This window comes from Caulobacter sp. GW821-FHT10A06 (assembly GCF_059415805.1).
The window spans coordinates 207,658-229,163 of record NZ_JBWKNY010000007.1 but is presented as its reverse complement, the minus strand read 5'-3'; the positions used below and the strand labels follow the sequence as shown (position 1 = coordinate 229,163).

Here is a 21,506-nt window from a genome sequence, read left to right as displayed (position 1 = left end):
CGCGCCGGTCCCGAGAGCTTGGCCGGAAAATCAGCCCAGACGGGCGACGCGCGCGACCGTCTCGCCATGGAAAGCGCAGCTGAGCTTGGCGTCGATGCAGTCTTTCATCGCCACGAACGCCTTGTCAGCCCCGCCGCGAGCCGGGAGGGTGATGGTCGCCTCGACCATGCCCTGGGCGTCGCGCGGGGCGATGTTCAACTGGGCCTTCATGGCCTGGGTCGCCGGAACGGCCTGGGCCACGACCTTGTCGGCCGGGCCCTTCATGACGATGCGGGCCGGGGTGCGGGTCTCGGTCGCCGTGCAGGCGCTCCCCAGGAGACCGACGGCGGCGATAACGGCCAGCGCGCGAAAGCGGATCATGGCGTTCCCTCCCCAATATCGTTGGCTGAACAGTGTTACCGCTATCGCGATCTGTAAAGCGCTTTCTCAACCCTGGGTGATCGCGGCGGTTGGGGACTTGCAAGAACTGCAACCAGACCTGATATCAATGCGCGAAAGGAGCCTCCCCATGAGCGTTCGTCCCGTCCTGAAGATCGTGAAAGGCCAGCCCGCCTCGGATGGCGACGGCGTGCGGCTGACCCGCATGCTGGGCACCGCCGAGGCCCAGATGTTCGACCCGTTCCTGATGCTGGACTGTTTCGACAACGACCAGGCGTCCGACTACATGGGCGGCTTCCCCGACCACCCGCATCGCGGCTTCGAGACCGTGACCTACATGCTGGAAGGCCGGATGCGTCACAAGGACAACACCGGCCGCGAGGGCGTGATCGGGCCGGGCGGGATCCAGTGGATGCGGGCCGGCAAGGGCATCGTCCACTCCGAGATGCCCGAGCAGGCCGAGGGCCGCATGCGCGGCTTCCAGCTGTGGGTGAACCTGCCGGCCAAGCTGAAGATGAGCGAGCCGGGCTATTCTGAATTCGAGAGCGACGCGATTCCGGTCGAGGCGCGCGACGGCGGCGTCACCGTGAAGGTGATCTCGGGCGTGACCGATGGCGGCACGACGGGTCCGATCGGCGGCGGCGCGGTGGACGCCCTCTATTTCGACGTCGTGCTGCCGGCCGGGACCGTGTTCGAGGAGCCGGTCGGCGACGACCGCAGCGCCATGCTGGCCGTCTATGAAGGTCAGGTCCGCGTCGCCCACGACACGGTCGACGCCTTGTCGGGCGTGTTCCTGGGCACGGGTGACACCGTCCGCGTCGAGGCCGTCACCGACGCGCGCGTGCTGCTGCTGGCCGGCCGCCCGATCCAGGAGCCGGTCTTCTGGCACGGCCCGTTCGTCATGAACTCCCGCGAGGAGATCGTTCAGGCGTTCGAGGACTTCCAGCGCGGACGGTTCTAGGTTCTAGCGAATGTCGACCGCGCTCTCGAAATAGGCCGTGGCGCTGCCTTCGGCATGGGCGACGATCGAGATGTCGAAGCCCTTGCCGTCGTCCAGCGCCAGGTGCACGCGGCCCTGCCGGAAAGCTTCGCGCATGGCCTCTGGCGCGCCGGTCAGGCCGCCCTTGGCCGAACGCAAGCCTCGGTTGTCCATATAGTGCAGCGAGAAGGTCACGGGATGGACCTGACGCGCGATCGTCAGTTCGCCTGCGCCGGTGTGCGGCGGCTTGGGTTGTCTTGCCATACGCATACAACGCGCGAAGCGCGCTGCCGGGTGCAGCGAAAGCTGTGGAGAAAGGCGCGGCCCGGCGTTCGTCGGGGGGGCGTGTTGCCGGGCCGCTGGCGTCCGCGGCCACGATGGGCTGTCCGGACGCTAGGATAAATCGTCAGGGCGTGGTCGGTTCCACGCGCCCGCGCGCTTCAGGCGTCGCCGCGCTGACGGGGCGACGCCGAACCGCCCACGCGTCCGGCGCGGGTGGCCAGGTCGCGGTTCTGCGAGAAGCTGCGCTTTTCGGCGGGCACCGAGGCGCCGCCCTTGGCGGCGATCTCGCGCCGCTTCTCGGGCGACATGGCGGCGAAGCCACGCTTGGACTTGGACGGGGTGTCGGTTTGCAAAGCCATGGCGGCCTCCCTGTTGCTTCCGCAAAGACAAGGCCCGGAATCGCCTAAACGTTCCAAAGGCTTAGCCTTAAGTTTAGCGGACGCCGCAGGCGCGAAGCATGGCCGTGGAGGCGGCGACGGCCTCTTCGGCGGGCAGGCCGCGCGTGTCGCGGGCCCGAGCCAGGGCCGCCTTGCACGCAGGTTCATCGGCCTTGGTGAGCGGCGAGGCGGCGGTAGCAGGCTGGTGCGCCGAGGCCTCGGCGGGCGCGGGATGGACACCCACAAAGACCAGGATGGCGATCGCGCCGAACAGCAGCAGGGCGGCCAGGGCCACGGCCATGACCCCGCGGCCGTCGTCTTGAGCGATGACAATCCGCTGGGTCAGGGTCATGGCGACGTCCCGCGTTCTTGGGTGAGGCCAAGTGTTAACGCGCGACGGGGCGAGATGTTCTAGGCGCCCTCGATCAGGCCCCCTCAATCAGGCCCAGGCGCAGCAGGCTCTCGGCGGCGGCGACGATGGACTCCTCGGCCGAGCGGGGCGACCAGCCCAGCAGGCGGCTGGCCTTTTCGCTGGTGGCGTTCATGGTCACGCCCAGGAACGGGACCAGCGCTTTCAGCGCCGGATTGCCCGCGGCCGCGCCGATGCGCACGACGGTGTTGGGGATCTCCTTGGTCGGGACCTTGGCCGCCGCCGACCCCAGCCGTCGCCGCAGGATCGTCGCCACGTCGCGCATCCACAGGCTCTCGCCGGCTATGGCCAGGAAGCGCTGACCGTTGGCGGCCGGATCGGTCATGGCGCGCAGGTGCAGGTCGGCGACGTCGCGCACATCGACAAAGCCGGAATTGACCTTCGGGCAGCCGGGGATGCCCTCCAGCATCTGCTTGATCAGCCGGATGGAGTGCGAATAGTCGGCCCCCAGCGCCGGGCCCATCACGGCGGTCGGGTTGACGGCCGCCAGCTCCAATCCGCGCCCTTCGGCGGCGATGAAGTTCCAGGCCGCGCGTTCGGACAGGGTCTTGGACTTCTGGTACGGCGCGACCTGGTCGTTCAGCTGCGTCCAGTCGGTCTCGTCGAACGGCCGCTTCATCGGCTTGTGGCCCATGCCGACCGCGCCAAAGGCCGAGGTCAGCACCACTCGCTTGACGCCCGCGTCCCGCGCCGCGCGCAGGACCCGGAAATTACCCTCGACCGCGGGGATGATCCACTCTTCCTCGGTGGCATAGTCGCCGGACGGGGTGGGCGAGGCGCCGTGCATCACATAGGCGCAGCCCTCGGCGGCCTGAGCCCAGCCGGCGTCGTCGCTCAGGTCGGCCGTGACGAAACTCAGCCGATCGCCGGGCTCGGCCCCGCCGACCTTCAGATAGGCGCGAACCTCGGCCTCGCGGCCGGGCGTCCGCAGCGTGGTCCGCACCCGATAGCCCTGCGCCAGCAGCGCCAGGATGCAGTGCTGGGCGATGAAGCCCGTGCCGCCCGTCACCAGAACCAGATCGTCTCGCATGGATGTCTCCTGATCGATGGCGGGACCCTATCGAGCCGGTGCCGGACGTAGAATGCTTGTTGGTTCGTGATACTTGCGCAAAAGTCCGGGAATGGTCGTCGATCCCTTCTCCGAGATCCTGAGCCTGACCCAGGCCCAGGCCGTCCATGCCGGCGGGTTCGAGGCCGGCGGGCCGTGGGCGATCCGGTTCCGCTCGCGCCATCGGATCAAGATGTCGGCCGTGCTGCATGGCGGGTGCTGGTTCTGGTTCGAGGACGAGCCGCAGACCAAGGTACGGCTGGAGGCCGGCGACATCGGCCTGCTCACCGCCCAGCGCGACTACGTCATGGCCAGCGACCCGGACGTCGAGCCGGTCGAGGCGACCAGCCTGTTCTCACCCGTGGGCCTGGCCTCGGCGGTGCTGGGGGATGGCGCGGACTTCGGCTTCATCGGCGGGCACATCCTGCTCAACCCGCTCAACGGCGGACTGTTGGCGGATGTTTTGCCGCCCTGGCTGCACATCGCGGGGAGCTCGCCGCAAGCCGCCGCCTTCGGCTGGCTGCTGGGCCGGCTGGTCGAGGAGGCGCGAGGCGATCTGCCAGGCGCCCAGCTGGCCTCGTCGCATCTGGCCCAGCTGCTGTTCACCGAGATCCTGCGCTCGCACCTGGGCGCGGGCGGTTCGCTGCCCGCCGGCTGGCTGCGGGCCCTGGCGGATGCCCGCACCGCGCCGGCCCTGCGGCTGATGCATGGCGATCCTGGCCGGGACTGGCGCCTGGACCAGCTGGCCCGGGCCTGCGCCATGTCGCGGACTTCGTTTGCCGAGCACTTCAAGACGGTCTCGGGCAAGGCGCCCCTGACTTACCTGACCGAGTGGCGGATGCGCCTGGCCGAGCGGACCCTGCGCGAGGAGGCGACCGCCGTGGCCCGGATCGGCCTGGCCCTGGGCTATGCCTCGGAGAGCGCCTTCAGCAACGCCTTCAAACGGGTGACCGGCAGCTCGCCACGCGCCTATCGGAGCGCGGCGAGGGCGGTCGCGTCAGGGTGAGACCACGAAGGCCGTCACGCGTTCGGCGAAGTCCCGCGGCTTTTCCAGATACATGAAGTGCCCGGTCGCCGGGACGGTCTCCAACTTGGCGCCGGGAACGGCGGCGGCGACCGCGCGGGCCTGGTCGAAGACGTCGCCGATATCGACCTCGCCGACCAGCACCAGGGTGGGGACGTGGATCTGGGCCAGGCGGTCCTTGGCGTTGGGGCCGGCGCGTTCGACCTTGCCGCTGGGGTTGGCCAGGTTCTGGGGATTGGCCTTGAGCAGGGCCAAGACGTGGGCGCGTTCGGCGTCGGCGGTGGGCGAGAGGATGTAGGGGTCCTTCACCGCGCCCTCGAGGTTGCCGGTCTTGATCTGCACCGCCAGCTTCAGGCCGCGGGCGATGAAGCCGGCCGAGGGCCTGAAGCCGCTGATCCACGGGCCGGCCAAAACGAGGCCATCGACAGCGTCCGGATGGGCCAGGGCGAAGTCCACGGCGATGCCGCCGCCGGCCGAGGAGCCGACCAGGGTCGCGTGGGTGACGCCGGCCGCCTTCATCACCGCCGAGAGGTCGTCGACCGAGGCGAAGGGCGTGGTCGCCGCCGGCGTCTGGCCGTAGCCGCGCCGGTCGTAGCGCACGACCTTGAAGCGCTGGCACAGCAGCGGCCAGGCGTCGTCATAGGCGGCCGAGTGCAGGATGCCGTCGTGCAGCAGCACGATGGCCTTGTCGCCGGATCCGCAGGTCTCATAGGCGACCTTGCCGCCTTCGGCCTCGGCGAAGGTCTGGGCGTTCGTAAGGCTTGCCCAGAACAACAGGCAGCCGGCCGCGATCGCCCGAGCGGGCGTTGAAAGTCTCATGGCGTGTCTCCGGGAAAAGGGCGCCGTCAGCCGGCGCGTTTGACGGTCTCGGTTTCGACGTCGGGCGGCTGCTCGGGCTGGTATTCCAGGATGTCGCCCGGCTGGCAGTCCAGGAAGTCGCAGATCGCTTCCAGGGTCTCGAACTTGACGCCCTTCACCTTGCCGGACTTGAGCAGGGAGAGGTTGGCGTCGGTGATCCCGATCGCGCGGGCCAGCACGTTGGAGCGCACCTTGCGCTTGGCCAGCATGACGTCGAGGCGCAGGACGATCGGCATCAGACGAAGGCCTCCCGGTCCTGCTCGATCTCGCGGCCCACCTGCATGACCTGACCGATCACGAAGACCAGCAGGCCCAGGATGAAGGCCTGCAGGCTGGCCATGTGCGCCCAGTTCCTGTCGATCTCGTAGCCGGTGGCCGAGAGCACTAGGTGGCACAGGAACGGCGACACGGCGTAGGCGCACAGCCAGGCCCCGACCCGTCCGAAGCGGCGGGCGGCCTCGCCTGAGAACACCTCGCCTCGGGCGTAGCCGGTGAACAGGGCGCGCAGGCTCCAGAACATCATCAGGATCGGTGTGGCGCGCGCTATGCCGACGCCGACATAGACCAGGCGATGGACCAGGGGCAGGGAGCCGAACGCCACAGAGTTGGGCGGACCTTCGCCGATGTAGCAGTTGTCCGGCCCGATCCGGACCAGCTCGCCCTTGTAGAACAGCATGGTCGCGATGGCCGTCACGAGGATCGCCGCCGCCAGGGCGAACAGGCCGGTGAACAGCCAGACCGCCGCGCGGCTGCCCAGGCGCACGCGGCGCTGGGCCGGGCTCTCCTCGGGCGCGGCCGGGGCGCGGTACAGCGGCTTCAGATGCAGAACCGTGGCCATGGCGTCCTCCATGACGTCACAGTCGATTCCAAAAAAGTTTCTGTCAATCGATATTGAGTGAGCGTCAGCCCATTGGCTTGTCGAGCGACTTGGGCGGCTGGCTGAACCAGCGCGGGCCGTCCGGCGTCAGGTGGATGCAGTCCTCCAGCCGCACGCCGAACTCGCCGGGGATGTAGAGGCCGGGCTCGTCCGAGAAGCACATGCCGGGGGCCAGCTTGGTGGTCTCGGACATCACGAAGTTCACCGGCTCATGGCCGTCCATGCCGATGCCGTGGCCGGTGCGGTGCGACAGGCCCGGCAGCTTGTAGCGCGGACCCCAGCCCAGGCTGTCGTAATAGGCGCGGACGGCGCGATCGACCGATCCGGCCTCGACGCCGATCTTGGCGGCTTCGAACGCCACCTGCTGGCCCTTGGCCACGTCGTTCCAGACCTTGCGCTGGCGGGCGGTGGGCTCGCCGAACACGAAGGTGCGCGAGATGTCCGACTCGTAGCCGCCGACATTGCAGCCGCAGTCCATCAAGACGACCTGGCCCTCTGACAGCACCTGCGGCTGGCGCGAGCCGTGCGGGTAGGCCGACGCCTCGCCGATCAGGATCAGGTTGAAGCTGACCCGCGCGCCCTGGCCCGTGGTGTAGGCGGCCATCAGGGCGGCGATGTCCTTGGGGCCCATGCCGGCGCGGACATTGGCGTGGGTGTGCTTGAGGGCCGCGACGGTGATGTCGGCGGCGACCTGCATCAGGGCGATCTCGGCCGGCGACTTGATCATCCGGCAGCCGCGGAACACCGCCGCGCCCGAGACGATCTCCACCGACGGCAGCGCCGCCTTAAGGCCGTCGACGATGAACACGCGCGTCGTCTCCTCGACGCCGATCTTGCCCGAAGCCAGCTTGCGGTCGGCCAGCAGGCCGGCGGCGATGGCGTAGGGGTTCTCGTCCTCTTCCCAGGGGCGGATCTCGGCCGGCACGCCCAGGCTCTGGCGGATCGAGGGTTCTTCGAATTTCGGCATCACCATGCCGACCTGGCCCTCGCGCGGGATGATCGCCAGGCAGGGGCGCTCGCTGCGGCTCCACTGGACGCCGGTGAAGTAGTCCAGCGACGAGCCGGCCTCGGTGACGATCGCCGACAGGCCCAGCTGGACCATCAGCGCCTGGGCGCGGGCCAGGCGCGAGGCGCGCTCGGCCGAGCCGATCAGGGCGATGCCGTCGGTCAGTTTCTTGTCCTGGGCCCAGGCCGGAGCAGCGGCGAGGGCGCCGACGCCCGCGAGAACGCCACGTCGCGAGAGGTCTTGAAAAGCCGTCATGTCATCCTCGGGAAGCTCGACAGTCTTTTCGGCCCGCGCGCCCTGATCTGGCAAGCGCCTCCGATGCAGGCTTGCCAACAATTCTACATTTAGCTAAATGACTAATTATGAGTCAGGTCTTCAAAGCCCTTTCCGATCCCACTCGCCGGCGCGTGCTGCAGCTGCTGCAGCGCGGACCATTGAGCGCCGGAGAGCTGTGCGACCACTTCGCGTTCTCCAAGCCGACCATGTCGGCCCACTTTGCGGTGCTGAAGGAGGCCGACCTGGTCCATGCCGAGAAGTCGGGCAAGTCCGTCCTCTACCATCTGAAGCTCTCGGTGCTGGAAGAGGCGCTGCTGGGCTTCGTCAACTCCTTCGGCGGTCCGTTGGAAGCGCCGGAGCCCCAAGAGCCGGAGATCGTGCGATGAACAAGGAACTGGTCGGCAGCTTCGCCTGGGGCGGCGGCATTGTCGCCCTGGCGCTGGCCGCCACCCTGGCGCGCAAGCTGGGCTATGTGGATCAAGAGACCGTCATGCGGATGGTCATTGGCGCCAACGGCCTGATGATCGCCTGGTACGGCAATCGCATGCCCAAGACCTTCGTGCCGGAAGCCTGGGCCAGGCAAGCCCGGCGGATCGCGGGCTGGTCGCTGGTGCTGAGTGGGCTGGTCTATGCCGGCCTGTGGGCGTTCGCGCCGATGCAGACCGCGGTCGTCGGCGGTAGCGGCGCGATCATCGTCGGGATCGCCGTGACGCTGGGGTACTGCCTGGCGCTGCGCGACAAGGCGAAAGTCGCCTAGCCCATCGACTTATCCCACCGCTTGGGCCGCCAGGTCGCGCCAGCCCTTGGCTTCCTTGCGGAAGTGGCTGTGGGTCTTGGACAGGCGCTTGTCGATCTCGGCCAGCTTGGCGCGGGCCTCGTCCTTGCGGCCCATGCGGGCCAGGAAGACGGTGTAGCGGGCGATGCCCTCGAAGCCCGGATAGTGGTCGGCGGCCCAGCTCAGCGCCGTCTCGGCCTGCTCCTCGCGGCCCAGGGCGTGGTAGACGCGGCCCAGGGCCAGCATGGTGTGGGGCGTGCGGCCGGCATTGGGCTGCTCGCCCAGCTTTTCCAGCAGCGGCAGGGCCTCGGCCGGGCGGTTCAGCTCGATCAGGGCGTTGGCGCGGCCCAGCAACAGCTGGGCGTCGTCGGCGTACATGCCCGTCAGGCTGTCGGCATAGAGGCGTTCGGCCTCGGCGTGCTTGCCAAGCTCGGTGGCGGCCACGGCCATGCGGACGCGGTTGGCGACGGTGGGGGCGTCATCGACGGCCTGGGCGGCTTCGCGATACTCGCGCTGCGGATCCAAGGCCTTGCGAGCGGCGGCGCCGACATTGCGCGCGGTCTTTCCGCCCCAGAACTGCGGCCCCAGCACGGCGACCAGATAGACGACCCCGCCCACGGGCTGGAACGCCAGGATGATCCACAGCCAATACATCTGCTGGCCCGTGCGCACGGCGTGAACGCACAGCGCGATCGAGAACAGCATCGACAGGCCCAGCAGGGGCAGCGGGAGCGAGAACATGCTTGGCTGTTTCTCTCGACCTGGGCCGGTCGTCAATCGTCCCCGAAGCCTGCCTGAGCAGGCTTCGTGTCTTTTTGTCTTGAGCGCGTCTGGCGGCGAAACCGTATACACTTTCGCCTGACGCGCTCTAGGCGGGAGGCTTCCTGGGATCCGCCTTCGGGGCGGGCGCCAGGCGCATCACCTCGGCCTGGTAACGCTCGTCGTCGCCCACGGCGGCGAAGGGCAGGGCGTCGGCCAGGGCGTCCAGCATCGGGTCCAACCACTGGTGCTCGACCTTGTGGAAGTCGCCCAGCACGTAGTGCATGACCGCGTCCTTGTGGCCCGGATGGCCCACGCCGATACGGCCCCGGCGGAAGGCGTCGCCGACCTGGCTGGTCACCGAGCGGATGCCGTTATTCCCCGCAGCCCCGCCGCCGGCCTTCATGCGGAAACGGCCCGGGGCCATGTCGATCTCGTCGTGGAAGACGATGACGTCCGACGGCGCCAGCTTGAAGAACTTCATGGCCTCGCCCACGGCGCGGCCGCTCTCGTTGTAATAGGTCTTGGGCTTGAGCAGCAGCAGCTTGACCGGGCCGTCGGGCGTGGAGACCTGCCCCTCGCAGGCCAGGCCCTGGAAGCGTGCGCGCCACGGGGCCGTGCCCCACTTCCGCGCCAGCGCGTCGACGGCCATGAAGCCGACGTTGTGGCGGTTCTTCTCGTACTTGGGCTCGGGATTGCCCAGGCCGGCGAGGATCAGCATCGCTTCGTACTCAGCAGCTCAAACGAAAACGGGCGGACCCGAAGGCCCGCCCGCTCTTTAGATCGGTTCGGTTCCCCGACCGAGAGGCGATTAGCCTTCGGTGGTGGTGTCGCCGGCGTCCGACTGGGCGGCCGACGAGGCCTTCAGGGTCGCGATCACGAAGTCGCGGTCCACGGCCGGCTTCACGCCTTCCGGCAGCTTCACTTCCGAGATGCGGATGGTGTCGCCGATGTCGTGCGAGGCCAGGTCGATGACCAGCTCTTCCGGGATCTTGTCGGCCGGGCAGGCCAGTTCGACAGTGTGACGGATCACTTCCAGCGAGCCGCCCTTCTTCATGCCGACCGAGATGTCGTGGTTCTTGAAGTGGACCGGCACTTCGATCTTGATCAGCTGGTGCTCGCTGACGCGGAACAGGTCGAAGTGGATCGGCTCGTCGGTGACCGGGTGGAACTGGACGCTCTTGGCGATGACGGCTTGCTTCTCGTCGCCGTGTTGCAGGGTCACCAGGTGGCCCAGCAGCTTGCCGGTGTACAGCGACTTGCGGAATTCGTTGACCTTCACGGCGATGTTCACCGGCGCCTTGCCGCCGCCGTACAGGGTGCCCGGGACCTTGCCTTCGCGGCGCACGGCGCGCGCGTTGCCGGTGCCGGCGCCTTCACGGACTTCAACGTTCAGAATGATCTCGACCATGGTCATGTCTTTCTAGAGAGCCGAACGCTCTCTGCTGCGACCCAGCGCCTATGGCTGTATTGCCACGCTCGCCAGCGTCTTTTTAGGGTCGCGCTACATACACAAAAGGGCCGGGCGACGCAACGCCCGGCCCTTTCGCTAGATTTTGAGGGCTGAAATCAGCCCTTCTTCTTGGCCGCCGTCTTGGCCTTGCGCGAGTTGGAACCGGCGCCCTTCACGGCGATCGACTCCTTGACCGGCAGGGCGCGCGGCGGCTCGGGCGGCAGGCTGGCGCCGGCGCCCTTGACCACGCAGGCGCCCGTATCGATCAGGATGTGCTGACCCAGGCAGAAGATGTCCTCGTAGTGCGGCTTGGACACGGCCAGGCACTGGTAGAGGTTCAGCTTGGCCATGTTCAGGCAGTTGGCCGTGGCCCAGTCGGTGCTGAGCGCGTCGATGTTCGGCAGGTTGTTGTCGCCGGCCGCGCCCAGGGCCGCCAGGGCCGCCACGGCCAGGCCGCGGATGACGATCGGCTGGTAGGGGGCGGGAGCCGCGCGCGGGGTCAGGCCCAGCGGCTGGCCGCCGGTCGAGGCCTGCTGCAGCACGGCCACGTCGGCGCTCTCGGCCAGGGCCGGGGTGGCCGACAGCGTCTTGGCCGAGGCCAGGCGACCGTCGCGATCGACGACCGAGGCCTTGGACCACGAGGCCTTCTGCACGTCATAGGCCGACTGCTTCACGGCCTTGCCGGCCATGTAGACCTTCAGGCCGTCGCCGCCGATCTGGTCGATGATCAGGCCCGCGGCGCTGTCGGCGCCCTTGAACACGGCCGCGTAGGACGGGTTGGAGATGATGTTGGCGATCATCTCCTGGCGCTGGGTCGGATTGGCCGCCACTTCGCGCACCGAGGCGACGAAGGTCGGGTCCTGCAGGGCCAGGACGGCGGCATAGGCCACCGCGCCGTTCAGGAACGACTTGCTTTCATAGGCGGCGCCGACCTTCAGCGAGGCCTGGATCTGGTCGCCGTTCTGGAAGCTGGACGACACCTGGCCGGCCCGCGCCATGTAGCCGCGGAAGGCGCTGGCGCGCTCGACCAGGCTGGACGACAGGGTGATCGGCGGCGGCGGCGGCGGCGCCTGGACGACCGGCGGCGGGGCGGGGGGCGGCGGCGAGCTACAGGCGGCCACCAGGGCGGCCAGCGCCACCACGGTCGTCGTCAGGACGACGCGCGTACGCGAAATGGAACGCATTCTCGAAACTTCCCCATCAAGTCTTGGCGGCCGGCAGGTCCCCGAGGCGGCGCATAGCAGCCCGGGCCGGCGAGATTGTGACTGTCGCCCCGTTAACCAGACTTTTACAAGCGTGACCGTGCGAGAGGCGAGTAGGTCGCGAAAATACCTGTCATCCCGGGCGAAGACCCGGGACCGCGGCAGGCGCAGACATTTCCGGCGGTCCCGGCTCGGCGCGCTGCGCGCTTGGCCGGGATGACAGTTTTAACGGCTAGTCGAACAGCTTCGACACCGACTCTTCGTTGGCGATCCGGCGGATGGCTTCACCGATCAGCGGGGCGCACGAGACGTAGCGGATCTTGGGGCAGGCCTTGGCGGGGTCCGAGGCTTCGATCGAGTCGGTGACCACCAGCTCGGTCAGCACCGAGTTGGCGACGCGGTCCACCGCCGCGCCCGACAGCACGCCGTGGGTGATGTAGGCGCTGACCGACTTGGCGCCGTGGCTCATCAGAGCCTGGGCGGCGTTGCACAGGGTGCCGGCCGAGTCGGCGATGTCGTCGAACAGGATGCAGCGGCGATCCTTGACGTCGCCGATGATGTTCATGACTTCCGATTGGCCCGGACCCGAGCGGCGCTTGTCGACGATGGCCAGGTCGGCGTCTTCCAGGCGCTTGGCCAGGGCGCGGGCGCGCACCACGCCGCCGACGTCCGGCGACACGACCATCAGGTCCTCACCCATCGGATAGTTGCGGCGGATGTCCTCGGCCATCAGGCGCGAGGGCAGCAGGTTGTCGGTCGGGATGTCGAAGAAGCCTTGGATCTGGCCGGCGTGCAGATCCATGGTCAGGACGCGGTCGGCGCCCGAGCGGGTGATCAGATTGGCGACCAGCTTGGCCGAGATCGGCGTGCGGCCGCCGGTCTTACGGTCCTGGCGGGCATAGCCGAAGTAGGGGAGCACGGCGGTGATCCGCTTGCCCGACGCGCGCTTCAGGGCGTCGATGCAGATCAGCAGCTCCATCAGGTTGTCGTTGGCCGGATAGCTGGTCGACTGGATGACGAAGACGTCCTCGCCCCGCACGTTCTCGTCGATGGTGACGAACACCTCGAGGTCGGCGAACCGGCGCACCTGGGCGCGGGTCAGCGGCATGTCGAGATATTCCGCGATCGCCTGGGACAGCGGGCGGTTGGAGTTGCCGGACAGCAGCTTCATGGGGATATCTCGGGGGTGGGGGGCGGCCGATGCGGGGCCTTCTAGCAGTGATCGCCCCGGGCACAAGTGTTAACGGCCAGACTTTTTCGCTTCCGTACGCGGAGCATCGGCCGCGTGGCTTCGGCGCCTCATGATTCCCTAGGCTTCCAGGCTGATCGCCGACAGCAGGCGGCCGTAGTCGCCCTCGTTGTTCAGGAAGGCGCGGCGGTTGGAGAAGAACCACTCTTCCTCCGCCCGCGTGTCGCGGCCGACCCATTCGCGGCGCTCGACGCCGGCGGTCTTCAGGCGGTCCAGCACGAACGACGGCAGGTCGAAGAAGCGCTTGTCCTCGGTCGCGCCCGGCTTGAAGAACCGGCCCGAGCCGGGGCAGTCGGCCTCGAAGCGGTGCAGGAAGTCCAGGCCGACCTCGTAGGACTTGGGGCCAATGCACGGGCCGACGACGCCGGTGATGCGCTCGGGCTTGGCGCCCAGCTCGACCATGCAGTCGACGGCGGCCTGCACCACGCCGTCCAGCGCCCCGCGCCAGCCGGCATGGGCGGCGGCCACGATCCGAGCCTCGGGATCGACCAGCAGCACCGGCGCACAGTCGGCCGCCAGGGCGCCGCAGATCACGCCCGGCGTCTTGGTCACCACCGCGTCGCCCTCGGGCCGGACATCGCCCCACGAGCCGTCGGCCTTGATCGCGATGGTCGAGTGGATCTGGTAGCAGGTGTTGAGGTCTTCCGGATCGCCGCCGAACCAGCGCGCGGCGCGGGCGCGGTTCTCGACCACGTCGGCCGGATCGTCCTTGCTGCCGCGTCCGACGTTCAGGCTGTCGTAGATGCCGGTCGAGGTTCCGCCTTTGCGCGTGAAGAAGGCGTGCTTCACCCCCGGCAGGCTGGACAGCAGCGGCGACTGGATGGTCGGCAGGTCGGGCTTCTTGACGGTCATGTCGCGTCCTCGAAGAGGGGGGGCGAAAGGTCGGGCGCGGTCAGGCACGCGACCTTGAACAGAGCGCCCATCTGCGCCTCTCCGATCAGCCGATCAAGCTGTCTTGCGACCTGATCGGCGCGATCGGGGCGAGCCGTAGCCAACGCCTGGGCGCGGGCTTCGATGCCCAGGGCGGTCAGGAACTCGCGCTGAGTGATGACGGGACCGGCTTTCGCGCCGGTCTCGCGCGCGGCGGCGACCACGGCGGGGAAGTCGGCCCAGACGGTCAGGTCGGCCAAGCCGGCGGTCTTCAGCGGATCGACCTTCTGGTGGCCCTGGATCGCCTGCAGCGTATCGCCGGCCTCGGGCTGCGCGCGGCCGTAGTCGATCAACAGCGCCGCGCCGCCGTCGGCCGCGAGGCGGTGGGCGATGTCCGAGGCGAGGGCCGCCTGGGCGGGGGAGGATTCCCAGATCTGGCCAATGCTCCCTTCCCCCTCGATGGGGGAAGGGTTGGGGATGGGGGTGACTTCGGCGGTGGCGGCTTGGCGGCGGCGCGCTTCATCGTGCGCAGCAGTCACCCCCACCCCTGCCCCTCCCCCATCAAGGGGGAGGGAGGTCTTCCCTAGATTTCGAAGCCCGAACGCCAACGCGCCGTCCTCGCCCAGTCCGATCACCCGTTCGGCCCAGCCGTCCTTGGTCCGCACGAACTGCCGCGCGGGCAGGCAGTCCAGGAGCTCGTTAGCGACCAGGATCATCGGACCGGCCGGGACCTCATCCAAACGGCCCACCCAGCGCGGCGCATCACCCAGCTTCGCCGCCTGCCGAGCCCGCAAAGGCGCCGACACTTCGACCAGCCACACCTCAGCCGCGGCCAGAAAGTCAGGCTCCAGCTTCCCCGCCCGCAGCAGGTCGCTCATCAGCGTACCGTCGCCCGGACCCATCTCGACCAGGCGGAACGGCGAGGGTCTCCCCATCCGCGTCCAGGTCTCGATGGCCCACAGGCCGATCAGCTCGCCGAACATCTGGCTGACCAGCGGCGCGGTGATGAAGTCGCCGCCGGCCCCCAGATCAGGGCGCATGGCGTAGTAGCCGTCGCGCGGGTCGTGCAGGCAGCGGGTGAAGAACTCGGGGACGCCGATCGGCCCGTCCTGGGCGATCTGCGCCTTCAGGCGATCAAGCAGGCTCATGGGCCTCTTCGACCACCGGTTCCTTGAACGCCTTCCACATCAGCCAGCCGCCGACCAGGATCATCGGGGTCGACAGCAGCATCCCCATGGTCAGGCCCAGCGGGAAGTCGGGCATGCCCAGGTCGGGGTTGCGGACATTCTCCAGCGACAGCCGGAACAGGCCGTAGGCGATCAGGAAGGTCGCCACGATCGCCCCGCGCCGCTGCAGCCACTTCAGGCGGTAGACGGCGAAGGCCAGGATCGCGAACAGCAACAGGCCTTCCAGCCCGGCCTCATACAGCTGGCTGGGATGGCGCGGCAGCGGTCCGGCCGGGCAGATGTGCTGCGGGTGGCTGGCCTGGATGGTGGCGTTGCAGAAGATCATGCCGAACGGGCTATCGGTCGGACGGCCCCACAGCTCGCCGTTGATGAAGTTGGCGATGCGGCCGAAGAAGATGCCGATCGGCGCGACCGGCGCGATCAGGTCGCCCAGCTTCAGCACGTCGATCTTCTGCTGGCGGGCGAAGAACCAGATCGCCGCGCACACGCCCAGGAAGCCGCCGTGGAACGACATGCCGCCTTCCCAGACCTTGAAGACGTCCAGCGGATGCGCCGCCAGCCAGATCCGCTGGTCCTGGTTCAGCAGCATGTAGAAGAAGATGTAGCCCAGCCGCCCGCCCAGGATGATGCCTAAGGTGATCCACAGCACCAGGTCGTCGATCTGCAACGCCGTGGCCGTCGGCGTGCGACCGCCCCACAGGCTGGGCGTGCGGGTCATGCGGATGGCGAAGCGCCAGCCCAGCAGGATCCCCGCCACATAGGCCAGGGCGTACCAGCGCAGGGCCAGCGGCCCCCATTGCAGCGCCCAGGGACCGATGTGAACGATCGGGTCGATATCGGGGAAAGGCACGCGGCGAGGCTCCGTGCGAGACAAGTGGTCGCACTCCTATAGCCTTGGGTCTTCGCTTTCATCCACCGTTTCCCATATAAGGACGGTCGCCCACCCTCGGGCCTCTCGGAACCACGATGCACAGCCAGAACCCCTTCCTCGACGAATTCGCCAAACTGACCCAGGCGGCCATGGGCATCGCCCAGACGGCCGGCGAGGAGGCGAAGACCGCGATGCGGGCCCAGGCCGATCGTCTGGCGGCTGAGTTCGACCTGATCCGCCGCGACGATTTCGAGGCCCTGAAGGCCGAGGTCGCCGCCCTGCGCGAAGAGGTCGCCAGCCTGAAGGCGGCCAAGAAAGCGCCCGCCAAAAAAACCGCGGGTTCAGGCGAGTAGCCGAATCACCGCTCGCTCGCGACGTGAAGCGAGTTGAGACGAACGCAACGAAGCAGATTAGTGTCCCCTGGTACGTGAGCGATTCATGGCGAGGGCAACCCCCGCCGTCGCGGGCGGGGACGTAGGTTTTTCATGGACACCCAACCGGAAGACGACGACGTCCTGATGGCTCTCGATCCCCTCGAGGTGGTCGAACATGTGCTGTCGGCCGAAAATCTCACCTTTGATCGCACCGAAGACGGCGACCTGGCGTTCGCGCTGAAGGGCGACTGGAAGGACTACGAGCTGTGGTTCGCCTGGCGGCCCGAGGCCGACTGCCTGCAGCTGTGCCTGTCGCTGGACCTGCGCGCGCCGAAGTCCAAACGCGCCAACGCCTATGAGCTGCTGGCCCTGATCAACCAGCGCGTCTGGCTGGGCCACTTCGAGGTCTGGACCGAGGACGGTGAAGTCGTGTTCCGCCACGCCCTGGCCCTGCCGGCCGGCGAGCGCCCGACCATGGCCCAGGCCGCCTCAATGATCGACGCGGCGGTGGAAGCCGCCGACCGCTTCTTCCCGGCCTTCGAATTCCTGCTCCAGGGCGCCAAGACCCCGGACCAGGCCATGGCCGCCTGCATGTTCGAGACGGTGGGCCAGGCCTGATCTGCCGCTTGGCCCTTGGCCGAGACGGTTTCGAAGCTTAAGGGCTCCGGCGAGACATCGTCGGAGCCTTTTCCATGACCCCCATCCTTCTCCTCGGCGCCGGACGCATGGGCGGGGCTCTGGCCGAAGGCTGGCGCGACGCCGGCGCCTTCTCGGCCGCCGACCTGATCATCCGGGATCCGAACGTCGACGCCGCTGCGTTTGACGGCGCGGTGGTCAATCCGGCGTTGGAGGCGCTGGGCGCGGCCAAGACCGTGCTGCTGGCCGTGAAACCGCAGATCTGGCGCGAGGCGGTCAAGGACGTGGTCCCGCACCTGGCGGCCGACGCGGTGGTGGTGTCGATTGCCGCCGGGGTGCGGGCGGCGGATATTTCCGAGGCGTTCGGTGGCCGTCGCGTGGCGCGGGTGATGCCGACGACGGCGGTGGCGATCGGGCGCGGGACGGCGAGCATCTTCGCCGAGGATGCTGATGCTCGCGCGGCGGCTCACGCGTTGTTCGCGCCGGTGGCGACCGTGGTCGACCTGCCCAGCGAAGACCTGATGCACGCGGCGACGGCCGTGTCGGGTTCGGCGCCGGCTTATCTGTACGCCTTCGTCGAAGCGCTGGAGGCTGCCGGCGCGGCCCAAGGCCTGAACGCAGAAGACAGCGCGCGGCTGGCTCGCGCCACGATCATCGGCGCGGCGGCCCTGATGGAGCGCGGCGGCGAGGAGCCGGCCGAACTGCGCAAGCAGGTGACCTCGCCGGGCGGCACCACGGCGGCGGCGCTGAGCGTGCTGATGGGCGAGGGTGGGTTCGGCGACCTGCTGCCCAAGGCCCTGGACGCGGCGGTGAACCGCTCCAAAGAGCTGGGCGGCTGAGCCAAGATCCTCCCCCTAACGGGGGAGGTGGCGCGAAGCGCCGGAGGGGGTAGTTGTCCTGGCCCGGTCTCTTCCCCCTCCGTCGTCGCTGCGCGCCGACACCTCCCCCGCTAGGGGGAGGATCTTCTTGTCGCGGCCGGCATTCGGAGCCATCTGAATCACCATGACCGCCGAAACCCTAGACCGCGCCGCCGACGCCGCCCTGGCCCTCGCCGCCGACAAGGCCTGGCCCGCCGTCACCCTGCGCGACATCGCCATCCGCGCCGACCTCCCGTTCCCCGACCTCTACGCGGCCGCGACCAGCAAGCCCGCCGTCCTGGCCCACCTCTCCGCCCGCTTCGACCACGCCGCCCTGGCGATCGACTACCCCGAGAACGCCGAACCCCACGACCGCCTGTTCGACGCCGCCATGGCCCGCCTGGAGGCGATGGAGCCCCACCGCGCCGCCCTGCTGGCCATCGCCGGTTCCGAAGGCCCGCTGGCCTCGGCCGCCCGCTTCCCCCGCATCGCCCGCGCCATCCTGGAAGCCGCCGGCGTCCCGGCCACCCCGCCGCGCCTCATCGCCATGACCGCCGTCTGGGCCCGCATCGTCCAGGTCTGGCGCGACGACGAAGGCGCTCTGAACCGCACCATGGCCGAGCTGGACAAGCGCCTGAAGCAGATGGCCGACCGCCTGAAGCAGATCGGCGCCGGCTACGTATGACCCGCTTCCCGGTCGCCTGCCCCGAAGTCCCCGTCGCCAGCCTCACCGAGGGCGTCGTCTACTGGCGCGACAAGCTGGGTTTCACGGTCGACTGGGCCGAGGCCGAGCTCGGCCTGGCCGGTCTCTCGCAGGGCGACAGCCGCATCTTCATGGCCGACGCGGCCTATCGCGAACCACTGGGCGCGCGCGGGCCGGTCACGCTGTGGCTGAACGCCAACGACCGCGCCGAGGTCGACGCCATCCACGCCCGCTGGGCCGCCGCCGGCGCGCTCATCGCCGAGCCGCCGCAAGCCCAGCCCTGGAAGCTCTACGAGTTCTTCGCCCGGGACCCGGACGGCAACCACCTGCGGGTGTTCTACGACTTCGGCTGGGAAGAGCGGGGCTAAGCAGCGGGCCCGTCCTCGTCCTTCGACAGGCTCAGGATGAGGACTACTTTTCACTGCGTATCAGTAGAAACCTCATCCTGAGCTTGTCGAAGGACGAGGTTTCGACCCCTAGCCCGGCAGCCGGATCAGGGCCCTCAAGCCCCCCATCATCGACCGCGACAGCACCAGGTCCCCGCCCAGCCCGCGCGCCATGTCCCGCGCGATGGCCAACCCCAAGCCCACGCCCTTCTCGTTCTGGTTCCGGCTTTCGTCCAGGCGCGAGAATGGCTTGAAGGCCTCTTCGTACTTGTCCTCGGGGATCCCCGGCCCGTCATCGTCGACGGCGATCTCGACCCCGCCGGTGAGCCGCGCCGTGGCCGTGACCTTCACCCGATCCGCATGGGCCACGCCGTTGTCGATCAGGTTGGCCAACGCCCGGCGGAAGGCCAGCGGCCGCAGCCTTGCCTCCAGCCCTCGGGTGATCTCGGTCTCGATCATCGCCCCGCCGCGCTCGGCGTCAGCGACCACCCCTTCGACCAGTTCGGACAGATCCACGACCCGCGCGTCCTCCCCGCCCTCGCCGCGGGCGAAGGCCAGGTACTCGTCGATCATGTGCTCCATCTCGGAGAGATCGCCCTTCATCGCCTCCAGCTGCTCGCTGGGTTCGGACATGGCCATTTCCAGCTTCAGGCGGGTCAGGGGCGTGCGCAGGTCGTGGCTGACGCTGGCCAGCAGGGCCGTGCGCTGCTCGATGTGGCGGACGATGCGCGCCTTCATGGCGATGAAGGCGTAGGCGGCCTTGCGCACTTCGCGCGCGCCGTGCGGCTTGAAGTCGGGATCCTCGCCCCGGCCGAAGGCGTCGGCGGCGTCGGCCAGGCGCTCGATGGCCCGCACCTGGTTGCGGATGAACAGGATGGCGATCGCCGTCAGCAGCATGGTCGCCACCACCATCCACAGGATGAAGATGTGGCCCTGGGTGGCATAGGCCCGGTCGCGCAGGGCGTAGATCTGCAGCACGCCCCCCGGCACCTGCACGCGGATGTCGATATAGGCCGTGTAGCGGGTGGTATCGAACCAGAACGGGTTGTCGAGCCGGTCTTCCAGCGCCCGGTCCAGCGAGCGGTCCAGGGCCGCGAACAGCGAGGGGCGGTGGCCCGTCGGCAGCTTCTTGCCCGGCTGGAAGGCCAGGGACAGCGACATCGAGTCCTCGGCGCGCTTGGCCAGCTTGTCGACGGCGGCGGGGCTGGGATCGTCCTCGTAGGACTGCACGGCCCAGGCGATGTCGCCGGCCAGGCCCTCGGACAGGCGCGAGGTCACGGCCTGCCAGTGGGCGTCGAAGAAGGCCCAGGTCACGGCGATCTGCATCACCGCCACCGGCAGGATGATGATCAGCAGGCTGCGCCCGAACAGGGTGGTGGGCAGCAGGCGCTTGAGCGGTCGAGGGATGTTGAAGCGGGCGCTAAGCGGCATCAATCCGGCGCCAGCCTGTACCCGACCCCCCGCACCGTCTGCAGATAGCGCGGGTTCTTCGGGTCGGGCTCGATCTTGCGGCGCAGGCGGGTGACCTGGACGTCGACGGCGCGGCCGGTGGCGTCGGCGGTGTCGCGGGCCAGTTCCAGGCGGTCGACCGGCTCGTGGGCCGAGCGGGCCAGGCGGCGCAGCAGGGTGACCTCGGCCTCGGTCAGGCGCACGGCTTCGCCGTCGCAGGTCAGCTCGCCCCGGTCGCTGTCGAAGGCGCAGTTGCCCAGGCTGAGCGCCTTGCTGCCCGTCGGCCGGGCCTGCGAGCGACGCAGGATGGCCTCGATGCGCAAGAGCAGCTCCTGCGGCTCGAACGGCTTGCCCAGATAGTCGTCGACGCCGCTGGACAGGCCCTCGATGCGGTCGGCGGTCTGATCGCGGGCGGTCAGCATCAGGATCGGCGTGCGGCCGCTCTCGCCGCCCTTGGAGCGCAGGCGCTTGGTGAAGGCGTAGCCGTCCTCGCCCGGCATCATCACGTCCAGCACCATCAGGTCGAAGTCGAGCGCGCCGAACAGCCGGTCGGCCCCGGCCGCGTCGGCGGCGGCGGTGACCCGGAAACCGGCCCGGCTGAGGAATTCCTTGATCAGCTTGCGCAGGCGGTCGTCGTCGTCGACCACCAGGATGTGGCGCTCGCGGCGCTCTTCCGGAGTCATGGAGTCGTCCGTCGCGGGGCGCCGATGCCCTGACGCGGACCGGCCAGGGCGGCCAGGATCCGCCGCGCGCCCGCCACGCCGTCCAACCCGCCGGTGCGATAGGCCCGCGCCAGCAGCGCCCGCAGGCGCTCGGCCGTGCGCTGCTCGAAGGCCACGCCTTCGGGGGTCAGGGTCGCGGGGCGGCGGCGGCCATCCAGGTCGCCCGAGCCGCGCTCGACCAGGCCGGCCTTCTGCAGGTCGGCCAGGGTGCGGCTGGCGGCTTGTTTGGACAGGCTGGTCAGCTTGGACAGGTCCTGCACCCCGATGCCCGGCCGGCGGCGCAGCAGGAAGGCCGCGCGCCAGTGCGAGCGACCCAGCCCCAGGGTCTCGCTCTCCAGCGCCGCGTCGACGGCGGCCCACAGGGCGGCCTCGGCCAGCAGGATCAGTTCCAGCCCGCCATCCAGTTCCTCCTCGCGGAGGATCAGACGGGGATCGTCCGAACCGGGCTGTAGCGGGGCTATCATCACCAAGAGTCCAT

29 protein-coding genes and 1 pseudogene are annotated in these 21,506 nt (G+C 69.0%); 10 read left to right on the top strand and 20 right to left on the bottom strand.

The features are described from left to right. Positions 1-30: 30 nt before the first annotated feature. Positions 31-360 carry a hypothetical protein gene (locus AC07NF_RS21985; RefSeq protein WP_494627227.1) on the bottom strand — a complete coding sequence of 110 codons (330 nt, stop codon included), beginning with the start codon at positions 358-360 and terminating at the stop codon, positions 31-33. Between the two features lie 148 nt (positions 361-508). On the opposite strand from AC07NF_RS21985, the gene AC07NF_RS21980 reads away from it, so the two are divergent. Then, positions 509-1,339, top strand: a complete 831-nt coding sequence (locus tag AC07NF_RS21980; RefSeq protein ID WP_492815502.1) for a pirin family protein — start codon at positions 509-511, stop codon at positions 1,337-1,339. A gap of 3 nt (positions 1,340-1,342) precedes the next feature. On the opposite strand, the gene AC07NF_RS21975 is transcribed toward AC07NF_RS21980, so the two are convergent. The 4 genes from AC07NF_RS21975 to AC07NF_RS21960 all read right to left on the bottom strand — a co-directional run bounded on the left by AC07NF_RS21975 (position 1,343) and on the right by AC07NF_RS21960 (position 3,476). Then, positions 1,343-1,627, bottom strand: coding sequence for a hypothetical protein (locus AC07NF_RS21975; RefSeq protein WP_492815501.1), 285 nt, complete (start codon positions 1,625-1,627; stop codon positions 1,343-1,345). A gap of 170 nt (positions 1,628-1,797) precedes the next feature. Continuing rightward, positions 1,798-1,998 carry a con-10 family general stress protein gene (locus AC07NF_RS21970; RefSeq protein WP_454717995.1) on the bottom strand — a complete coding sequence of 67 codons (201 nt, stop codon included), beginning with the start codon at positions 1,996-1,998 and terminating at the stop codon, positions 1,798-1,800. A 73-nt stretch (positions 1,999-2,071) separates the two neighbouring features. Beyond that, positions 2,072-2,368 carry a hypothetical protein gene (locus AC07NF_RS21965; protein ID WP_494627230.1) on the bottom strand — a complete coding sequence of 99 codons (297 nt, stop codon included), beginning with the start codon at positions 2,366-2,368 and terminating at the stop codon, positions 2,072-2,074. A gap of 73 nt (positions 2,369-2,441) precedes the next feature. Further along, a complete protein-coding gene (locus AC07NF_RS21960) occupies positions 2,442-3,476 on the bottom strand; it encodes an SDR family oxidoreductase (protein WP_494627234.1) in 1,035 nt (344 codons plus the stop codon). A 91-nt stretch (positions 3,477-3,567) separates the two neighbouring features. On the opposite strand from AC07NF_RS21960, the gene AC07NF_RS21955 reads away from it, so the two are divergent. Continuing rightward, positions 3,568-4,500 (top strand): AraC family transcriptional regulator, encoded by a 933-nt coding sequence (locus tag AC07NF_RS21955; RefSeq protein ID WP_494627236.1) that lies wholly within the window; start codon positions 3,568-3,570, stop codon positions 4,498-4,500. Here AC07NF_RS21955 and AC07NF_RS21950 read toward each other — a convergent pair. The 4 genes from AC07NF_RS21950 to AC07NF_RS21935 form a co-directional block, all read right to left on the bottom strand. Beyond that, positions 4,492-5,337, bottom strand: coding sequence for an alpha/beta fold hydrolase (locus tag AC07NF_RS21950; RefSeq protein WP_494627238.1), 846 nt, complete (start codon positions 5,335-5,337; stop codon positions 4,492-4,494). The genes AC07NF_RS21955 and AC07NF_RS21950 overlap by 9 nt on opposite strands. A 26-nt stretch (positions 5,338-5,363) precedes the next feature. After that, positions 5,364-5,612 (bottom strand): helix-turn-helix domain-containing protein, encoded by a 249-nt coding sequence (locus AC07NF_RS21945; RefSeq protein ID WP_494627240.1) that lies wholly within the window; start codon positions 5,610-5,612, stop codon positions 5,364-5,366. Continuing rightward, a complete protein-coding gene (locus AC07NF_RS21940) occupies positions 5,612-6,214 on the bottom strand; it encodes a DUF2975 domain-containing protein (RefSeq protein ID WP_494627242.1) in 603 nt (200 codons plus the stop codon). Before AC07NF_RS21940 ends, AC07NF_RS21945 begins: the two co-directional genes overlap by 1 nt. 64 nt (positions 6,215-6,278) lie before the next feature. After that, a complete protein-coding gene (locus tag AC07NF_RS21935) occupies positions 6,279-7,514 on the bottom strand; it encodes a M24 family metallopeptidase (protein WP_494627244.1) in 1,236 nt (411 codons plus the stop codon). A 107-nt stretch (positions 7,515-7,621) separates the two neighbouring features. Here AC07NF_RS21935 and AC07NF_RS21930 point away from each other — a divergent pair, with 107 nt between their 5' ends. Both AC07NF_RS21930 and AC07NF_RS21925 read left to right on the top strand, forming a co-directional pair. Beyond that, a complete protein-coding gene (locus AC07NF_RS21930; RefSeq protein WP_494627246.1) occupies positions 7,622-7,921 on the top strand; it encodes an autorepressor SdpR family transcription factor in 300 nt (99 codons plus the stop codon). Then, the gene (locus tag AC07NF_RS21925) at positions 7,918-8,292 is read left to right on the top strand and encodes an ammonium transporter (RefSeq protein ID WP_492815492.1); all 375 of its coding nucleotides are present in this window, start codon (positions 7,918-7,920) and stop codon (positions 8,290-8,292) included. The genes AC07NF_RS21930 and AC07NF_RS21925 overlap by 4 nt, the downstream gene beginning before the upstream one ends. A gap of 9 nt (positions 8,293-8,301) precedes the next feature. On the opposite strand, the gene AC07NF_RS21920 is transcribed toward AC07NF_RS21925, so the two are convergent. The 8 genes from AC07NF_RS21920 to lgt all read right to left on the bottom strand — a co-directional run bounded on the left by AC07NF_RS21920 (position 8,302) and on the right by lgt (position 15,880). Beyond that, entirely contained in the window at positions 8,302-9,051 is a 750-nt protein-coding gene (locus AC07NF_RS21920; RefSeq protein ID WP_494627251.1) for a tetratricopeptide repeat protein, read from the bottom strand. Positions 9,052-9,178: 127 nt separating this feature from the next. After that, positions 9,179-9,790 (bottom strand): aminoacyl-tRNA hydrolase, encoded by a 612-nt coding sequence (pth, locus tag AC07NF_RS21915; RefSeq protein WP_494627253.1) that lies wholly within the window; start codon positions 9,788-9,790, stop codon positions 9,179-9,181. A 90-nt stretch (positions 9,791-9,880) separates the two neighbouring features. After that, entirely contained in the window at positions 9,881-10,480 is a 600-nt protein-coding gene (locus tag AC07NF_RS21910) for a 50S ribosomal protein L25/general stress protein Ctc (RefSeq protein ID WP_492815489.1), read from the bottom strand. 158 nt (positions 10,481-10,638) lie between these two features. Further along, positions 10,639-11,706, bottom strand: coding sequence for a hypothetical protein (locus tag AC07NF_RS21905; RefSeq protein WP_494627255.1), 1,068 nt, complete (start codon positions 11,704-11,706; stop codon positions 10,639-10,641). Positions 11,707-11,956: 250 nt separating this feature from the next. Further along, on the bottom strand, positions 11,957-12,895 hold the full coding sequence (locus AC07NF_RS21900) for a ribose-phosphate pyrophosphokinase (protein ID WP_454717983.1): 939 nt from the start codon (positions 12,893-12,895) through the stop codon (positions 11,957-11,959). Between the two features lie 138 nt (positions 12,896-13,033). Then, positions 13,034-13,825, bottom strand: coding sequence for a peptidoglycan editing factor PgeF (gene pgeF / locus AC07NF_RS21895; RefSeq protein ID WP_494627257.1), 792 nt, complete (start codon positions 13,823-13,825; stop codon positions 13,034-13,036). Next, positions 13,822-14,991, bottom strand: coding sequence for a class I SAM-dependent methyltransferase (locus AC07NF_RS21890; RefSeq protein WP_494627259.1), 1,170 nt, complete (start codon positions 14,989-14,991; stop codon positions 13,822-13,824). The genes pgeF and AC07NF_RS21890 overlap by 4 nt, the downstream gene beginning before the upstream one ends. Then, positions 14,978-15,880, bottom strand: coding sequence for a prolipoprotein diacylglyceryl transferase (lgt, locus tag AC07NF_RS21885; RefSeq protein ID WP_492815485.1), 903 nt, complete (start codon positions 15,878-15,880; stop codon positions 14,978-14,980). Before lgt ends, AC07NF_RS21890 begins: the two co-directional genes overlap by 14 nt. 116 nt (positions 15,881-15,996) lie before the next feature. On the opposite strand from lgt, the gene AC07NF_RS21880 reads away from it, so the two are divergent. The 6 genes and pseudogenes from AC07NF_RS21880 to AC07NF_RS21855 all read left to right on the top strand — a co-directional run bounded on the left by AC07NF_RS21880 (position 15,997) and on the right by AC07NF_RS21855 (position 18,839). After that, the gene (locus AC07NF_RS21880; RefSeq protein WP_454717979.1) at positions 15,997-16,254 is read left to right on the top strand and encodes an accessory factor UbiK family protein; all 258 of its coding nucleotides are present in this window, start codon (positions 15,997-15,999) and stop codon (positions 16,252-16,254) included. A gap of 132 nt (positions 16,255-16,386) precedes the next feature. Beyond that, entirely contained in the window at positions 16,387-16,893 is a 507-nt protein-coding gene (locus AC07NF_RS21875; RefSeq protein ID WP_223392991.1) for a type III secretion system chaperone family protein, read from the top strand. Between the two features lie 74 nt (positions 16,894-16,967). Further along, positions 16,968-17,750, top strand: coding sequence for a pyrroline-5-carboxylate reductase (proC, locus tag AC07NF_RS21870; RefSeq protein ID WP_494627262.1), 783 nt, complete (start codon positions 16,968-16,970; stop codon positions 17,748-17,750). 19 nt (positions 17,751-17,769) lie between these two features. Further along, positions 17,770-17,861 (top strand): annotated as a pseudogene (locus AC07NF_RS21865) (NlpC/P60 family protein); the annotation flags it as partial. Between the two features lie 52 nt (positions 17,862-17,913). After that, positions 17,914-18,453, top strand: a complete 540-nt coding sequence (locus AC07NF_RS21860; RefSeq protein ID WP_494627264.1) for a TetR family transcriptional regulator — start codon at positions 17,914-17,916, stop codon at positions 18,451-18,453. Then, entirely contained in the window at positions 18,450-18,839 is a 390-nt protein-coding gene (locus AC07NF_RS21855; RefSeq protein WP_494627266.1) for a VOC family protein, read from the top strand. Before AC07NF_RS21860 ends, AC07NF_RS21855 begins: the two co-directional genes overlap by 4 nt. Before the next feature lie 108 nt (positions 18,840-18,947). On the opposite strand, the gene AC07NF_RS21850 is transcribed toward AC07NF_RS21855, so the two are convergent. From AC07NF_RS21850 to AC07NF_RS21840, 3 genes are read right to left on the bottom strand one after another with little or no spacing between them, the layout of a single operon-like run. Then, entirely contained in the window at positions 18,948-20,288 is a 1,341-nt protein-coding gene (locus AC07NF_RS21850; protein WP_492815481.1) for an ATP-binding protein, read from the bottom strand. Further along, positions 20,288-20,989: a response regulator gene (locus AC07NF_RS21845; protein ID WP_492815480.1), complete on the bottom strand. Its 702-nt coding sequence runs from the start codon at positions 20,987-20,989 to the stop codon at positions 20,288-20,290. Before AC07NF_RS21845 ends, AC07NF_RS21850 begins: the two co-directional genes overlap by 1 nt. After that, entirely contained in the window at positions 20,986-21,492 is a 507-nt protein-coding gene (locus tag AC07NF_RS21840) for a MarR family winged helix-turn-helix transcriptional regulator (RefSeq protein WP_492815479.1), read from the bottom strand. The genes AC07NF_RS21845 and AC07NF_RS21840 overlap by 4 nt, the downstream gene beginning before the upstream one ends. Positions 21,493-21,506: the final 14 nt, after the last annotated feature.

What these genes read in the sequence shown, in the direction of transcription:
- AC07NF_RS21935 (WP_494627244.1), bottom strand. Translation starts at nt 7,514, where the DNA reads ATGACGGCTTTTCAAGACCTCTCGCGACGTGGCGTTCTCGCGGGCGTC.
- AC07NF_RS21875 (WP_223392991.1), top strand. Translation starts at nt 16,387, where the DNA reads ATGGACACCCAACCGGAAGACGACGACGTCCTGATGGCTCTCGATCCC.
- pth (WP_494627253.1), bottom strand. Translation starts at nt 9,790, where the DNA reads ATGCTGATCCTCGCCGGCCTGGGCAATCCCGAGCCCAAGTACGAGAAG.
- AC07NF_RS21900 (WP_454717983.1), bottom strand. Translation starts at nt 12,895, where the DNA reads ATGAAGCTGCTGTCCGGCAACTCCAACCGCCCGCTGTCCCAGGCGATC.
- proC (WP_494627262.1), top strand. Translation starts at nt 16,968, where the DNA reads ATGACCCCCATCCTTCTCCTCGGCGCCGGACGCATGGGCGGGGCTCTG.
- AC07NF_RS21980 (WP_492815502.1), top strand. Translation starts at nt 509, where the DNA reads ATGAGCGTTCGTCCCGTCCTGAAGATCGTGAAAGGCCAGCCCGCCTCG.
- AC07NF_RS21850 (WP_492815481.1), bottom strand. Translation starts at nt 20,288, where the DNA reads ATGCCGCTTAGCGCCCGCTTCAACATCCCTCGACCGCTCAAGCGCCTG.
- AC07NF_RS21920 (WP_494627251.1), bottom strand. Translation starts at nt 9,051, where the DNA reads ATGTTCTCGCTCCCGCTGCCCCTGCTGGGCCTGTCGATGCTGTTCTCG.
- AC07NF_RS21965 (WP_494627230.1), bottom strand. Translation starts at nt 2,368, where the DNA reads ATGACCCTGACCCAGCGGATTGTCATCGCTCAAGACGACGGCCGCGGG.
- AC07NF_RS21960 (WP_494627234.1), bottom strand. Translation starts at nt 3,476, where the DNA reads ATGCGAGACGATCTGGTTCTGGTGACGGGCGGCACGGGCTTCATCGCC.
- AC07NF_RS21840 (WP_492815479.1), bottom strand. Translation starts at nt 21,492, where the DNA reads ATGATAGCCCCGCTACAGCCCGGTTCGGACGATCCCCGTCTGATCCTC.
- AC07NF_RS21970 (WP_454717995.1), bottom strand. Translation starts at nt 1,998, where the DNA reads ATGGCTTTGCAAACCGACACCCCGTCCAAGTCCAAGCGTGGCTTCGCC.
- AC07NF_RS21940 (WP_494627242.1), bottom strand. Translation starts at nt 6,214, where the DNA reads ATGGCCACGGTTCTGCATCTGAAGCCGCTGTACCGCGCCCCGGCCGCG.
- AC07NF_RS21930 (WP_494627246.1), top strand. Translation starts at nt 7,622, where the DNA reads ATGAGTCAGGTCTTCAAAGCCCTTTCCGATCCCACTCGCCGGCGCGTG.
- AC07NF_RS21910 (WP_492815489.1), bottom strand. Translation starts at nt 10,480, where the DNA reads ATGGTCGAGATCATTCTGAACGTTGAAGTCCGTGAAGGCGCCGGCACC.
- AC07NF_RS21945 (WP_494627240.1), bottom strand. Translation starts at nt 5,612, where the DNA reads ATGCCGATCGTCCTGCGCCTCGACGTCATGCTGGCCAAGCGCAAGGTG.
- AC07NF_RS21925 (WP_492815492.1), top strand. Translation starts at nt 7,918, where the DNA reads ATGAACAAGGAACTGGTCGGCAGCTTCGCCTGGGGCGGCGGCATTGTC.
- AC07NF_RS21845 (WP_492815480.1), bottom strand. Translation starts at nt 20,989, where the DNA reads ATGACTCCGGAAGAGCGCCGCGAGCGCCACATCCTGGTGGTCGACGAC.
- AC07NF_RS21975 (WP_492815501.1), bottom strand. Translation starts at nt 1,627, where the DNA reads ATGCGTATGGCAAGACAACCCAAGCCGCCGCACACCGGCGCAGGCGAA.
- AC07NF_RS21950 (WP_494627238.1), bottom strand. Translation starts at nt 5,337, where the DNA reads ATGAGACTTTCAACGCCCGCTCGGGCGATCGCGGCCGGCTGCCTGTTG.
- AC07NF_RS21890 (WP_494627259.1), bottom strand. Translation starts at nt 14,991, where the DNA reads ATGAGCCTGCTTGATCGCCTGAAGGCGCAGATCGCCCAGGACGGGCCG.
- AC07NF_RS21955 (WP_494627236.1), top strand. Translation starts at nt 3,568, where the DNA reads ATGGTCGTCGATCCCTTCTCCGAGATCCTGAGCCTGACCCAGGCCCAG.
- AC07NF_RS21985 (WP_494627227.1), bottom strand. Translation starts at nt 360, where the DNA reads ATGATCCGCTTTCGCGCGCTGGCCGTTATCGCCGCCGTCGGTCTCCTG.
- AC07NF_RS21855 (WP_494627266.1), top strand. Translation starts at nt 18,450, where the DNA reads ATGACCCGCTTCCCGGTCGCCTGCCCCGAAGTCCCCGTCGCCAGCCTC.
- AC07NF_RS21905 (WP_494627255.1), bottom strand. Translation starts at nt 11,706, where the DNA reads ATGCGTTCCATTTCGCGTACGCGCGTCGTCCTGACGACGACCGTGGTG.
- pgeF (WP_494627257.1), bottom strand. Translation starts at nt 13,825, where the DNA reads ATGACCGTCAAGAAGCCCGACCTGCCGACCATCCAGTCGCCGCTGCTG.
- AC07NF_RS21880 (WP_454717979.1), top strand. Translation starts at nt 15,997, where the DNA reads ATGCACAGCCAGAACCCCTTCCTCGACGAATTCGCCAAACTGACCCAG.
- AC07NF_RS21860 (WP_494627264.1), top strand. Translation starts at nt 17,914, where the DNA reads ATGACCGCCGAAACCCTAGACCGCGCCGCCGACGCCGCCCTGGCCCTC.